Source organism: Leptolyngbya sp. NK1-12 (assembly GCF_032598965.1).
Lineage (GTDB): Bacteria > Cyanobacteriota > Cyanobacteriia > Elainellales > Elainellaceae > Elainella.
In genome coordinates this window covers 1932438-1945302 of sequence record NZ_CP053586.1, presented here as the reverse complement: position 1 = coordinate 1945302, position 12865 = coordinate 1932438, and the positions used below count along the sequence as shown (strand labels likewise).

11 protein-coding genes are annotated in these 12865 nt (G+C 52.4%); 8 read left to right on the top strand and 3 right to left on the bottom strand.

The genetic code is table 11. The features are described from left to right. Positions 1–23: 23 nt before the first annotated feature. Together HJG54_RS07930 and HJG54_RS07925 are read right to left on the bottom strand one after the other, a co-directional pair. The gene (locus HJG54_RS07930) at positions 24–698 is read right to left on the bottom strand and encodes a response regulator transcription factor (RefSeq protein WP_036003445.1); all 675 of its coding nucleotides are present in this window, start codon (positions 696–698) and stop codon (positions 24–26) included. A gap of 213 nt (positions 699–911) precedes the next feature. Beyond that, on the bottom strand, positions 912–2348 hold the full coding sequence (locus tag HJG54_RS07925; RefSeq protein WP_316434335.1) for a sensor histidine kinase: 1437 nt from the start codon (positions 2346–2348) through the stop codon (positions 912–914). A 443-nt stretch (positions 2349–2791) separates the two neighbouring features. Here HJG54_RS07925 and HJG54_RS07920 point away from each other — a divergent pair, with 443 nt between their 5' ends. From HJG54_RS07920 to HJG54_RS07885, 8 genes are all read left to right on the top strand, one after another. Beyond that, positions 2792–4963: a glycosyltransferase 61 family protein gene (locus tag HJG54_RS07920; RefSeq protein ID WP_316434334.1), complete on the top strand. Its 2172-nt coding sequence runs from the start codon at positions 2792–2794 to the stop codon at positions 4961–4963. 269 nt (positions 4964–5232) lie between these two features. Next, a complete protein-coding gene (locus HJG54_RS07915; RefSeq protein ID WP_316434333.1) occupies positions 5233–6402 on the top strand; it encodes a hypothetical protein in 1170 nt (389 codons plus the stop codon). Beyond that, complete coding sequence (locus HJG54_RS07910; RefSeq protein WP_316434331.1) at positions 6399–6614, top strand: hypothetical protein; 216 nt, start codon at positions 6399–6401, stop codon at positions 6612–6614. The genes HJG54_RS07915 and HJG54_RS07910 overlap by 4 nt, the downstream gene beginning before the upstream one ends. Next, positions 6598–6999 carry a hypothetical protein gene (locus HJG54_RS07905; RefSeq protein ID WP_316434330.1) on the top strand — a complete coding sequence of 134 codons (402 nt, stop codon included), beginning with the start codon at positions 6598–6600 and terminating at the stop codon, positions 6997–6999. Before HJG54_RS07910 ends, HJG54_RS07905 begins: the two co-directional genes overlap by 17 nt. Positions 7000–7085: 86 nt before the next feature. After that, complete coding sequence (locus HJG54_RS07900; protein ID WP_051925388.1) at positions 7086–7568, top strand: hypothetical protein; 483 nt, start codon at positions 7086–7088, stop codon at positions 7566–7568. After that, positions 7565–8785: a hypothetical protein gene (locus HJG54_RS07895; RefSeq protein ID WP_316434329.1), complete on the top strand. Its 1221-nt coding sequence runs from the start codon at positions 7565–7567 to the stop codon at positions 8783–8785. The genes HJG54_RS07900 and HJG54_RS07895 overlap by 4 nt, the downstream gene beginning before the upstream one ends. Before the next feature lie 133 nt (positions 8786–8918). After that, positions 8919–10352, top strand: coding sequence for a glycoside hydrolase family 140 protein (locus tag HJG54_RS07890; RefSeq protein ID WP_316434328.1), 1434 nt, complete (start codon positions 8919–8921; stop codon positions 10350–10352). Positions 10353–10638: 286 nt separating this feature from the next. After that, positions 10639–10887, top strand: a complete 249-nt coding sequence (locus HJG54_RS07885; RefSeq protein ID WP_316434327.1) for a hypothetical protein — start codon at positions 10639–10641, stop codon at positions 10885–10887. 17 nt (positions 10888–10904) lie between these two features. Here the strand turns inward: HJG54_RS07885 and argS are convergent, their stop codons facing one another. Beyond that, a complete protein-coding gene (gene argS, locus HJG54_RS07880) occupies positions 10905–12662 on the bottom strand; it encodes an arginine--tRNA ligase (RefSeq protein WP_316434326.1) in 1758 nt (585 codons plus the stop codon). Between the last annotated feature and the right edge of the window lie 203 nt (positions 12663–12865).

The following is a 12865-nucleotide window of genomic DNA, read 5'->3' as shown; positions in this document are numbered from 1 at the left end:
CGCCGTTTTGCTAGTCACGTTTGCTAGTCACGCAACACATACCCTACACCGCGCACAGTTTGAATTAAGCGTTTTTCGCCCTTTTCTTCTAGCTTCAGACGCAAGTAGCGGACGTAGACCTCGATGATGTTGGAGTCACCCATGAAGTCGTAGCCCCAGACTTTTTCGAGAATTTGATCGCGGGTGATCACTTGCCTGGGATGGCTGAGCAGATAGTCGAGCAAATCGAACTCTTTGGCTGTCAGTTCGATGGTGCGGCCGTTGCGAAACACTTCACGGGTGCGGCGATTCAGCGTTAAATCCTCAAATTGCAGCAGATCGGGGTTGTCTTCCTGGTTGCGGCGTAGATGGGCGCGAATTCGGGCCAGTAATTCTTCGATGCTAAAGGGTTTAACCACATAGTCATCTGCTCCGGCATCAAGGCCAGCGACTCGATCGCTGACTTCATCTTTGGCAGTGAGCAGAATAACAGGTACCTTGCTGCCAGTAGCTCGCAGCCGCCGACAAACTTCCAATCCGGTCATGCCGGGCATCATCCAGTCTAGAATCAGCAAATCAGGCGGAGCTTCGCGGGCCATAGTTAATCCAGTTAACCCGTCATGGGCTACGTTGATGTTGTAACCCTCACTGCTAAGTTCTAACTCAATAAACCGAGCCAATCTCTCTTCATCTTCGACCAATAGAATTGTTGCTGTCATTGTTGTCCTCGGATGTGATCACGTTGGATTAAAGCTAGATAAGTTGGCTATTTCTAAACGGATTGTTTTGGCGAAATAATTTAATGACGAATTTAATAACTGGTTGACTAGGGGTTGACTAATGAGAAAAAGCATAGCGGTTTGCTGATTCAATCAACGATTCTGTTAACCTTTTTCCTGATTTCCGGATTTTGCTCATGGCCGATCGTGGAGTTAGGATTTAGGCTGATTCACTTCAGGCGCGAGCGGCAGTTTCACAGTAAAGGTACTGCCATCACCGGGAGTAGATTCTACCCCTACCTTGCCCGCCATACCTTCCACAAGGGCTTTAACAATCGCTAAGCCCAAGCCAATTCCGCCCGTACTGCGGCAACGTGAGGCTTCTACACGGTAGAACGGATCGAAAATCGAGGAGTGTTCGCTGGCTGGAATGCCACAACCATAGTCGCGAATTTGCAATACGGCCCAGACCGAGGTTTGATATAGCTTGAGTTGAATCGGCTGATCGGGCTTGGAATACTGCATGGCGTTCTTGAGCAGATGCATCAAGACTCGACTGATCTGGGCCATATCGGCGTGGGCAACCACAGGGGCTGGAGCTTCGACTTCAATTAAACGCTGTTGCTCTGGATCGACCAGCTCAATTGCACTCTCAACAACCGAGTTCAGCGAAATTGGCTTCAGGCACAATTCCAGCTTGCCGCTGTTCATGCGGCCTAGGTCGAGCAGATCTTTCAATAGATGAATCATGCGGTGCGTCTCCGAGGCTGCGATCTCTAGCGCCTCACGCTGAGCTGGGGTGAGATTGTCACCTCGCCGCAAGGTGCTTTGCACATAGCCCTGAATCAAACTCAGGGAAGTCCGCAGCTCGTGAGAAAGACTGTTGGTAAATTGCCGCTGGCGTTCTCCGGTTTCCGACAACTGATTGTAAAGACTGCTCATGGCCTGCACAAATCCCTCAACTTCAACGGGCACTGGCTGAGCGGGCAGGGACAGCGGCTGTGGCTTACCCACTTGAGCGCTAGCCATCTGGTTCATTTGCCGCAGGGGGCGCAGCGAACGGCGGATATACATGGCAATCAGTCCAGCAATCACGGCGAGCGCTAGCAGGGTGGCAAACAGCAGGGTGTTGATCAGGGTTGAGAGCACATTGTAATCATGGGTGACATCGCGGGCGAGATACAGTTCTCCTAAGAGTTGCCCAGTGCGAGTCACAGGTTTACGACAGAGAACGATCTGGCGACCGTCAATGCGCTGCACGGTTGGTTTGCTGGAAGTCTGCGCCCACGGTATAGCAGGCATCTTGGCGGCAAAATCAACCAAAGGACCAGAACGTGCCAGTACCTTACCATCTTCGAACCGCTTTGCAGCCAGCCACAGATTCGGAGACGCCCACTCATCCAAAACGGGCTGCCATGCATCAGGGTCAGTCTTTGCAAGCCGTTGACTCACATGGGTGGCCACTGTCGCCATCGTTTCCTTGTGATCAACAACCAGCATTTTTCGCATTTGCCAAGCTGTCCAGGTACCAATGCTGCCAATACCTAACAGAGCGATCGTGGTGATACCTACGGTCAGCCGCAGTTGCAGCGAAGTGCGCTCTAGCCCGATTTGTTTGAAAGATGGCGAAATACCGTGTCGAATCCGCATGAGAATGCTAGAGAACCCATTGGCTAAAGAAAACTAGAGGCAAAAGTGACAGTTGAGCGGCTGTTTGATCGGTCTGTGATTGGTCCGTATTGCTTGTAATCTGAACAGATTGGGGGCTAGTCCATCCAGAAATCTTGATCGTAGTGTAACGGAGCCATCTTGGGGAAACATGATTTTTTCCTGAGTGATTTTTCATTTGCTGTAATCACGTCTTTGATGGTATCTACTAATCTGCCCTCGTTGAGAAAACGACACCACTAGAAAACGTCACCACAGACGCGGCTTGACATCGCCTGCTTGAAATCACTTGCTTGAAATCACTATGCTGTTTAGCTTCTGTCATCCTCAGCGCAGCCATGCCCGCAAGGCTATCAATTCAAAATCCAGAATTTGACAAAATCTAAAATGGTATAGCCTGCAAATAGTTCCTCTGCCTTCCATCAATGTCCAATGATCCATCGCCATTTTCAGATGTGTCCATAGATTGTGACGAGACCGCTCGGCTCGAAGAGATTGTTGCATGCGAACAGGCAATTTTAGCCCATCCTGAAGTTTTGGCTGCCTATTGGCGGCTAGGGCTACTGCATTTGCTGCAAGGCAACGAAGCCGAGGCTCAATCAGTCTGGCTGACGGCCATGCTGAGGTTGGAGGCAGACCACGAAGCAGAACAACTCGTTGCTCTACAGCATTTGTTGCAAACCGAAGCTCTACAGCAGCTAAGACGCCGACCCGATCTAGCCGAAATTCTTTGCCATCAAGCCCTAGAAATCCGGTCCGATCAGCCGGAGTTGTATGTGCTATTGGGACGGGCAGTGGCATTACAGGGTGATTTAGATGGAGCGATCCAATGGTGGCAGCAGGCGATCGATATGCACTCAAGTTTGGCAGAGGCAAACCGGGTCTCGCCGAGCTGGACAGAATCAAACTGGACAAAATCAACCTGGGCAGAGCCTTACCGCTACCAGAGTCAGGTGTGGCAAAAGCTGGGGGATTATCCGCAGGCGATTGCGGCAGCCCAGCAGGCAGTCAACCTAGCGCCGGACTGGCAAAGCTATTATTGCTTGGGCATTTGTTTCGGCTATTTACAAGATTGGCAAACTGCCCTGCCCCACTTCCAGCAGGCAGTCCAACTGCACCCCAATTGCCCGATGCTCCATGCCGATCTGGGATGGGCTTGGCTGTGTCTGAAGCAACCCGAACTGGCGCAGCAGCATCTTCGAGTCGCTGTGCAGCAGTCAAATTTTGCCGCCACTTACCTCGCCTGGAGCCCATCCTTGCCAGCAGATCGGATCGATGAAACGATCGATGAAAATCAAGCCCTGCATATCCAACTGTTACAGACGCTATTGCTTCCAACCGATGAACCAGCGGCAGTTTGCCAATTCGCTGCCGCTGTGCAGGCAATCCTGCAACGGCAGGCTATCCAGACTAGGCCAGCCCCTCCATCAGCCCTGCCAGCCTCTGTGCCAGCGGAGCCAACTCCCCTGTTTACAACGACACAAGACTGGGCCGCAACTCAGCCATCTGATTGCTATCAGGCGCTGGATCCGGCTAGTACAATTCCACTCTTGCCTCCCCATACCCTCGATCCAGAGGTGCACTTCAGCTTTCGGTTTGGCCGAGCTATGCCGCTGCCCGCTAGTTTTGTGGCCCAAATTCCAGCAGGGCGCGTTTGGTTTGCGGTGGATCAAAGCAGTACGGCTTTGTTTACAGCCGATGGTCACCTCTTGGGCGATCTGTCCGTCGAGTTTCCGCTGCTGAGTCCGGGGCACCCGGACAAACATCCCAGTCGTCATTCGGCTCGATTTTGCCCACTGCCGCCCGTCAAATCGGTTACCGCAACGGTAGCAGTACTGTCGGGGCTGACGGATAACATGTACTTTCACTGGATGTTGGATGTGTTGCCGCGCATTGATCTGCTGCGCCGCAGCCGCATGGATTTTGAGGCGATCGATTATTTTCTAGTCAGTCATCACCTGCCGTTTCAGCAGGAAACCTTGCAGCAGTTGGGGATCCCGGCTGCCAAACTTTTATCGCTTGAATCAGCGCTGCACCTGCAAGCTACCCGTCTGATCGTGCCGTCGTTTCCTGGCATTCCAGCCTGGATGCCGCGATGGGCCTGTGAGTTTCTGCGACGGGAGTTTTTACCGAACCGAGCTGCGGCTGCCAACGGCCCAACTTGCGGCCCAACTTCGAGAAAACGGCTATATCTGAGTCGGCAAAGTACAGCGAACCGCCGCTGGATTAACGAAGCAGATTGCTGGCCGGTTCTGGAGCGGTTTGGATTTCAGTCGGTGCATCTAGAAATGCTATCGGTAGCCCAACAGGCTGCCCTGCTGGCTGAGGCTGAAGTTGTGCTGGCAATCCACGGTAGTGGTTTAACCAATATCGTCTTTTGTCAACCAGGAACCAAGGTCGTTGAACTGTTCTCGCCCTACTATGTGTATCCCTGCTACTGGCTGCTGAGTAATCTAATGCAGTTGGAGTACTATTACCTGCTGGGTAGTACACCATTGGGCGTGTTCTGGCATCAGTTGCTGTATCCCAATCCCCGCACAGAAGATGTTTGGATTGACCCGATGCAGCTAGAAACCCTGCTGCGGCTTGCAATGTAGCGGTGGATCCTTGGACTTCTAAGTCAGGGTGGGAAATTCGAGGTCAGCTAAAATCTGCGAAAAATCTTTTTTGTACTAGTACAGTTGAACTATTTGTGATAGGATTTAGGACATTGAGCAGTACAGAAGTACTAAATATAGTGTGCTGAGTACTAGCAGACCGAGTGCCTTAGTAGAAAGGCCAGGTGAGGCCCAGTCACCGCAAGTTAACCATTCATTTGGGTTTGTCTAATCCCAGGTTTTGCAGTCCCCCCTTCACAGGAATAGTTATGAGACAGTCGCACGCAGAAATCAAAGCGATCGAGGCTGAGCTACGCTCCATTCGAGCTGATCAAGATTCGTCTCGATCCGTAACTTTGCTACAGCCTGATCAATCTTCTGAGACGGCAGCACCGAGTGCTCCCATTGCACCCACAATTGCACCCACGATTGCACCCACAATTGTGCGCCCAACTCCTCAGCCGAGTGCAGGCAAACCCCAGAAGCCTACTCAGAAAACGACTCAGAGACGTTCAGTGGAATGCTTTCCGTTGCCTAATCAGAATCGAACAGTGAATCCAGCATTATCCTCCCAGCTATTAAATACGGTCGAGCAGTTGCAGCAACAGTCAATGGGAACGGTACGGCGATTTAAGCAAGTACAGGCTCAATATTCACAAGCCGCTTCCCAATCCCAAAGGAATGCTATGCGCCATTTATTAGCAGAAAAGGCAAAGCAGATTAATCATCTTGCTTCGCAACAAGAGATGGTGATTCTGGAATTGATTCAAATTTCTGAGCAGCTGGAACAGAACGAATCCACCAATCAGGCCAAACGTAGATCCACGAATGAGCTAATTTGTGAATATTTCGAAACCGAAGTTCCTTATGTCGAAGTTAACGATAATGGAACGCTGGTTTTAACCTCGCGCGCAATTGATCCGGTCGTTTCAAGTCATCCGCCTGACGGCGATGCTCAATCCTTGGCCCAATCCCTGCGTCAACGTCGCCATAAATCAAGTTCGCCGATTTTTACCCTTGCTCAAAGACTGGCTAAAAGTCTAGTCAAAAGTCTGTGGTGGTTAGTCACAACGCCGCTCCGCATCATCAGCAGCGTGGCAAGTTTGGTGATGGCACCAATCGGTCAAATTTTTATCGGACACCCCGCCTCAACGGCCCGTCCCAGATACCGCGGTTCAGGACGACGAGCGACAGCTACCGAAACGCCGTTTACGTTGCGAGAAGCGGCCAGCCTAGTGGTGGGGTCAGCATTGCTACGGGTATTTCTGGACTGGATTGTAGCCACCTATCCCGTCCTCTGGGTTCCGAGCCTGCTGGTGATGGTGACACCAGCCTTGTTAGCTGCCTACCGTTCTACGGTCATGCCTCAGAGCGGATTTGCCTGGGGCTATCGGTTGTTCGCGATCATGATTGGTCTATTACTTGGAGGAAGATTATGACCCCGTTGCTACTTGGTGCCGCATGGCTGCTATTTGTGGTTTCCTGCTTTGCTTCGATGGCACCCACTGCGGATCCAAAACCACCGACTAAATCATTGACTAGGCCATCAACTAAATCATTTTCAGGGCCATTGACAAAACCGTTAGAAAAAGAATCTACAAAATCATTCGTGAAATCCAAGGTCGGAGGGAAAGATGAAAAAACGACCTGAACCCCATCAGCAGCTCGGCATGAGGCTGTTTCTCATGGGTGGCGCACTGGCTGTGATTGCTGGTCTAACGATGGATGTGCGGGAAAGTATTTCGTTTGAACGCGCCAACCGCCGTCCAGAAAACTGTGCTGGAACCGTGAATGCCGATGCCACCATCTCTAGAGAGCAATTGGCATCCTTTTTGACCATACCGGAACGAGGCACCAAAACAGCGGTTCTCGATATTCTGCAGATGCCCTACTGCCAGCTTCCTAACCTAGAGATCCGAGCTGGCGTGCCAGCCGAACGATCCGTTTACCGCTTGGCCTTTGATCCGCAAACTTGGCTGGTGGTTTTGTTTGAAGGCGAAGAATACGCTGGTTATCAGTTTCGAGTCATGCGATAACTTCACCGCATTCCGACTGACCTCGCTCCTTAACCCTAGAAAATTGTTATATATGGAGGGTTAAATCTGAGGTAGGGAGTGCTGGCATGGGACGCTGGAATTGGGTCGGCAGACGCGGGCGGAGAGCCGCGATTGTGCTAGCCGCCAGTGTGAGTTGTGCCAGCGTGAGTTGTTCAACCGGACCCGTGGTGACAGAATCTCCCAGAACGATTCAAATTCAGCAAACCTGGCAGTTGCAGCCCGGCGATAGCGTCGGCAACTATCAGATTGCGGCAGGGCTGGGCGATATTTCGATTGAGCTGGATGGGGGAAAGGTGTACGCTCCCTTCGATGGTCGAGTACAGCCGAATGTCAGAGATTGTGTGTTGTTTTCCAGTCCGGATGTCCCCGCCTATCTGTTTCGTCTGTGTGGTCTACAGCGGCCACGTCTGGGTCAAGTCAAGCAAGGAACTGCGATTGGTTCAGGACAGTATTTGCACTTCGCTACGTTGAGGAAATTGCCGGAAGGCACCTGGACTATTGTTGAACCCTCTGAGTCGATTTTGGAACAACTATTGAACCCGTCATGAATAAAGCGTTGATCTGTTTAGCAGGGCTAGCGGCAATGCTGAGCCAAACTCCTGCTGTCTTAGCCAACCCCAACCCTACCAACTGGAATGCTGCGGTGAATCAAACGGCTCCGGATCGGCAATCCGATCTCCAATTCAATCCTGCCGTTTCTACCGCCCCTGCCTCCCCTACTCGTGAGTTCCAACCCGATCAGCTCAAAATTCCTGCCCATGCCGTAGATGTGCCAGTGGGCGCTGCTGATCAAAAACCAGTCGAACTGCCGCCGCCGCCGCTTCCATCTCCATCCTCTGCTGCCCCCCTACCTCCACCTCCCTCGTTCGGCAACGCTCATGAGCCGCCATCCGCTCCCTCCGCCCCCTCCCCCACTCAATTTGCCACGCCAATCCCAACCGATCTGGGGGTAGATTTTGGCCTAACTCAACCAGCCCCTCCCCAGCCGTATCAACCGCTTACTCCCCACCCAGTTCAGCCCCCATCTCCCCTCGTTCGGCGAGGCTCACGAGCCGCATCGCCCCCATCGCCCCCTCTTCCCTCAACCAAACAGCCAGCCGAATTCACTCTATCCGACCTGTTCACTGGCGATTCCGATTCCCTAGTGGCGGTGACGGTCGGCAATGCGGAAGGCACACGCACACCGGACGGCAAATCCACCGACGGCTTCTACGGCCACTCCGATCCAGGAAACGGCGTCTGGAATCTGGGCACCTTCTCCTATCAGCATGGGGCGGCTTCTCCCCAAGAGGCGGATGCTAAACAGCTCAAACGGTTGAAAAAGCAGGCGCAGGTCATCCAGGAAAAAGCAGCGACCAGAGGCATGAAGTTGACCTTGGAAGAAACTCTGAACGCGATTGATTTAGCGAATCAAGCTCCCAAAGCTGTGCTGGATACGGACGGCTATATCGAATGGCTGGCAGAAGCTCACCGGATGGGAAAACAAGGCGCGGATGCGATTCTCTGGGCGCGGGTACAGTCGTTTTTTGATCCGCAGACCCAACGCTGGAATGCTCCTGGTTTAGGCAACACCCCCGAACGCATCACTCGCGATCAGCAGCGCCGTATGTTGGCCATTACCCGTGCTCTGGAAGCGCAGGACTATCAGATTGCTGCTGATGCTCGCCTGCGTCCTCAACCCGTTAGCTTTCGCCTACCGAAGTGGAATTTTGCCAGTCGGGTGGTGGATCAGATAGCGACGCTGTTCAATTTTCTGGGCGGATGAGTCAGGATAGATGGCGGTAGGCGGGTAGCAGTGGATCGGTGGCGGCGGCTCACTCAAGCAGGCTACACTGGCCTAGGTTACTTGGTAGACAGGGCTGCATCAGAATTTTGACCACCACTTTTCAGAATTCAGGATGAATAGACCCAACCTTCATTGGTCCAGACGGAAATTTCTTGGCCTTTCAGCCATCGCATTTCTGGCTTCCTTTGCTAAAGCCTGCACTCCAGCCGCCTCTAATTCAACCCCCAGCTTGCGAGTTCATGCCAACCAGCGCTTTTTGATCACTGCTGACGGGCTGCCTTTTTTCTACTTGGGCGATACGGCCTGGGAGTTGTTTCACCGCCTGAATCGAGATGAGGCAACTCTGTATCTCCAGGATCGAGCCAGCAAAGGGTTTACGGTGATCCAGGCTGTGGTGTTGGCCGAGCTGGATGGGTTACGCCAACCTAACCCGGAAGGACACCAGCCCCTGCAAAATGACGATCCTACCCGGCCCAACGAGGCCTACTTTCGGCATGTGGATTACATTGTCGATCAGGCAGAAGCTCTGGGGCTGTATATTGGCATGCTGCCCACCTGGGGCGATAAGTGGAACCAAAAATGGGGCAACGGTCCGGAGGTTTTCACCCCGGATAATGCTGAAATCTTCGGAGCGTATCTGGGCGAACGGTATCGCGACAAGCCGATCATTTGGATTTTAGGCGGCGATCGCAATCCAGAAACCGAGCTGCACTTCGCGATCATTCGAGCGATGGCTAAAGGGTTGCAGCGAGGCGATCAGGGTCGTCATCTGATCACCTACCATCCGGTTGGCGGCAGTAATTCTGCTCTCTGGTTCCACCAAGATGACTGGCTCGCTTTCAATATGTTTCAGTCGGGCCATAGCGAAGCCGACACTCCCAACTATGAGACGACCGAAGCCAACTATGGGTTGCAGCCAGTCAAACCGACCCTGGACGGCGAGCCTTGCTACGAAGATCATCCGATTGGTTGGAATCCTGACAATGGCTGGTTTGATCAATTTGATGTGCGGCGAGCAGCCTATTGGTCAATGCTAGCGGGAGCCTGTGGACACACCTACGGCAATCACAATATCTGGCAAATGTGGCAACCAGGACGCGGACCCATCTCGGCGGCGAGAACTCCCTGGCAAGAGGCACTGAACCACCCGGGTGCAACCCAAATGGGCTATCTGCGCCGGCTGTTTGAATCCCGCCCCTACACCGAACTGGTGCCGGATCAGTCTCTAATCGCTGGAGAGCCAGGAGAAGGCGGTGAGATGATCCGGGCGGCGATTGCCAGAGATAGCAGTTTTGCATTTTTGTATACGCCGATGGGTAAGCCGATTCAAGTTGATCTGACCAAACTAAAAGGCGATTCGGTGAATGCATCCTGGTACGATCCTCGCCAGGGAATAGCAACATCGATCGATACATTTAGAGTGGATGAGCCGTCGGCGTCGAGTACAACCTTTGCTCCAACCACGAATGGTCGCGGCCAAGACTGGGTATTGGTACTAGACCAAGCCGGCCACTCTTTTCCGACACCGGGAGCATCGGGAGCATAAAGAGCGGGAGTACGACGACAGTGATTTCTAGAGCAGCGATTTTTATTTTCGAGAAAGTAAGTCAGAATACATCTTGCGGCTGAGAGTATGTATTACTTTGGTTCAAAGTCAACTAGGTTTTATATTTCTTAAACTTTAATCTAGGGGGTGCCGAAGCAGGGCGCTGGGATGTTGAGCTTAAGACTAGGCAAGCTTAAGACTAGGCGAGCTTAAGACTGATTGAAGTTGACTCGTGCCTTGTAGACCAACCATACTTCGATTTCTTCGATTCCAAGGAGCTAAATCTATGAACACTGGTCCGTCCTTTGAATTGCTTTCGTTTCTGGCTAGTTTGAGAAACGGCATTTGGCTCCTGGGAATTTCGTCCTGGATTTTTGGCATCATTGACCGCAGTTTTGCCTCATTCGCCGATGGTTACCTGTCTGCGCTGGATATCGTTCAGTTGTTTACTGCCTCATTTTTCTTTGTCAGCTGGTTGTTCCTGAAACCAACGTCCCTCAGGGTGCTGGCCGCCCGCAGCACAAAGGAGATCTAGAAGAAGATCTAGCCGGTCTACATGCGTTCTAGAACGGCAATGCCGAGGAGTGCCAGTCCTTGTTTCAGGGTGCGGGCCGTTAGGTGAGACAAAACTAAGCGAGAGGTGCGCTGTGGCTCTTCGGCCTGTAAGACAGGACAGCGATCATAGAATTGATTGAATTTTTGGCTCAGTTCAAACAGGTATTGGCAGAGCCGATTTGGCATCAAATCCTCCTCGATGGCGCTCAGGACTTCGTCGAAACTAAGCAGATGCTTAGCGAGAGCCAATTCGGTTTCTTCTTGCAGCACGATCGGACAATCGGTTGCAAACTGGCTCAAGTCAATACCGCCTTTGCGGCTAATACCTTGGATGCGCACATAGGCATAGAGCAGATAGGGTGCTGTATTACCCTGGAGCGACAGCATTTTGTCGTAGCTGAAGATGTAGTTACTGGTGCGATTTTGGCTCAGATCGGCATACTTAACGGCGCTGATTCCCACCACTTCCGCTACATGAGACTTGAACTCCTCCGACTCTTGCCGCCCTTCCTCCTGCAGCCGGGTTTCCAGATCGGTGCGGGCACGGCTCACCGCTTCATCGAGCAAATCCTTTAACCGCACCGTGTCTCCAGAGCGAGTTTTGAATTTCTTGCCATCTTCGCCCTGCACTACACCAAACGGCACATGCACTAGCTCTACCGAATCGGGAATCCAGTTGGCCCGTCTGGCTACCTGCCACACCTGCATGAAATGATTCGCCTGACCTGCATCGGTGACGTAGATAATGCGTTCGGCGTGGTCCTGCTGGATGCGATAGCGCAGAGCTGCCAGATCGGTTGTGGCGTAGTTGTAGCCGCCGTCCGATTTTTGAATAATCAACGGCAGAGGGTTGCCTTCTTTGTTGGTAAAACCGTCCAGAAACACGCACTTGGCTCCCTGATCTTCTACCAACAGCCCTGCTGCCTCCAGATCCTCCACCACGGCGGGCAGCAAGGGGTTATAGAACGATTCACCTCGATTGGTAATACAGATATCGAGCAAATCGTAAATTTCCTGAAAGGCGAGAAAGGACTGTTCACACAGCAGGTGCCACGCCCTGAGCGACTCTTGATTGCCCGCTTGCAGTGCCACTACTTCTAAGCGCGATTGCTCCCGAAACTGTTCGTCTTCATCGAACCGCTGTTTGGCCTGTTTGTAGAACGTTGTCAGGTCGCCCAGGGCTAAGGCGTTGGCAGTGGTAAGGGCATCGGGGTAGGCCTGCTTCAGGTGGGTGATCAACATGCCAAACTGGGTGCCCCAGTCGCCCAAATGGTTAATCCGCAGCACGTCATGGCCCAAGAATTCCAGAATCCGAGCAATCGAGTCGCCAATAATCGTGGAACGCAAATGGCCGACATGCATTTCTTTAGCAATATTGGGGCTAGAGAAATCCACAATAGTGCGTTTGGGCTGCTTGAGGGGCGGAATCCCCAGCCGCGCATCGGCCTGCATCTGCCGCAGTTGCTGTTCTAAGTAAGTCAGCTTAAGGTTGAGGTTGATGAAACCAGGACCGGCAATTGTGGGCGGTTCACACAGATCGCTAACCTCTAAATTCTGCACAATTGCTTCAGCAATGGCGCGGGGTGGTTTCCCCAATCGCTTAGTTAAAGACATCGCCACATTTGATTGATAGTCGCCAAATTTAGGATTGCTGGCGGGCACTAAGATCGGATCAGTTCCAGCCAATTCGTCGCCAAAGGCAGCTACCAGGGCTTGCTCAAAGCGTTCCTTGAGTTGGGCGATGGTTGAGTTCATAGTTCAGGTTGGGATAGAGCAGGTAGGGAAGGGCAGTTTGGCTCAACGTTCGATGCCAATAGTCCATGCTAGCGGAATTTGAGGAATTTCCGTTGACTTAGGAGTTAGGAGTTAGGAGTAGGGGTGGGTGTGCCGAAATGAAATTTAGATTGGCGATGCCCATACTGAAATCGGGCCAGCCGTGGTTGGAAGTCCCCCTTATT

What these genes read in the sequence shown, in the direction of transcription:
- HJG54_RS07920 (WP_316434334.1), top strand. Translation starts at nt 2,792, where the DNA reads ATGTCCAATGATCCATCGCCATTTTCAGATGTGTCCATAGATTGTGAC.
- HJG54_RS07890 (WP_316434328.1), top strand. Translation starts at nt 8,919, where the DNA reads ATGAATAGACCCAACCTTCATTGGTCCAGACGGAAATTTCTTGGCCTT.
- argS (WP_316434326.1), bottom strand. Translation starts at nt 12,662, where the DNA reads ATGAACTCAACCATCGCCCAACTCAAGGAACGCTTTGAGCAAGCCCTG.
- HJG54_RS07910 (WP_316434331.1), top strand. Translation starts at nt 6,399, where the DNA reads ATGACCCCGTTGCTACTTGGTGCCGCATGGCTGCTATTTGTGGTTTCC.
- HJG54_RS07925 (WP_316434335.1), bottom strand. Translation starts at nt 2,348, where the DNA reads ATGCGGATTCGACACGGTATTTCGCCATCTTTCAAACAAATCGGGCTA.
- HJG54_RS07915 (WP_316434333.1), top strand. Translation starts at nt 5,233, where the DNA reads ATGAGACAGTCGCACGCAGAAATCAAAGCGATCGAGGCTGAGCTACGC.
- HJG54_RS07930 (WP_036003445.1), bottom strand. Translation starts at nt 698, where the DNA reads ATGACAGCAACAATTCTATTGGTCGAAGATGAAGAGAGATTGGCTCGG.
- HJG54_RS07905 (WP_316434330.1), top strand. Translation starts at nt 6,598, where the DNA reads ATGAAAAAACGACCTGAACCCCATCAGCAGCTCGGCATGAGGCTGTTT.
- HJG54_RS07885 (WP_316434327.1), top strand. Translation starts at nt 10,639, where the DNA reads ATGAACACTGGTCCGTCCTTTGAATTGCTTTCGTTTCTGGCTAGTTTG.
- HJG54_RS07900 (WP_051925388.1), top strand. Translation starts at nt 7,086, where the DNA reads ATGGGACGCTGGAATTGGGTCGGCAGACGCGGGCGGAGAGCCGCGATT.
- HJG54_RS07895 (WP_316434329.1), top strand. Translation starts at nt 7,565, where the DNA reads ATGAATAAAGCGTTGATCTGTTTAGCAGGGCTAGCGGCAATGCTGAGC.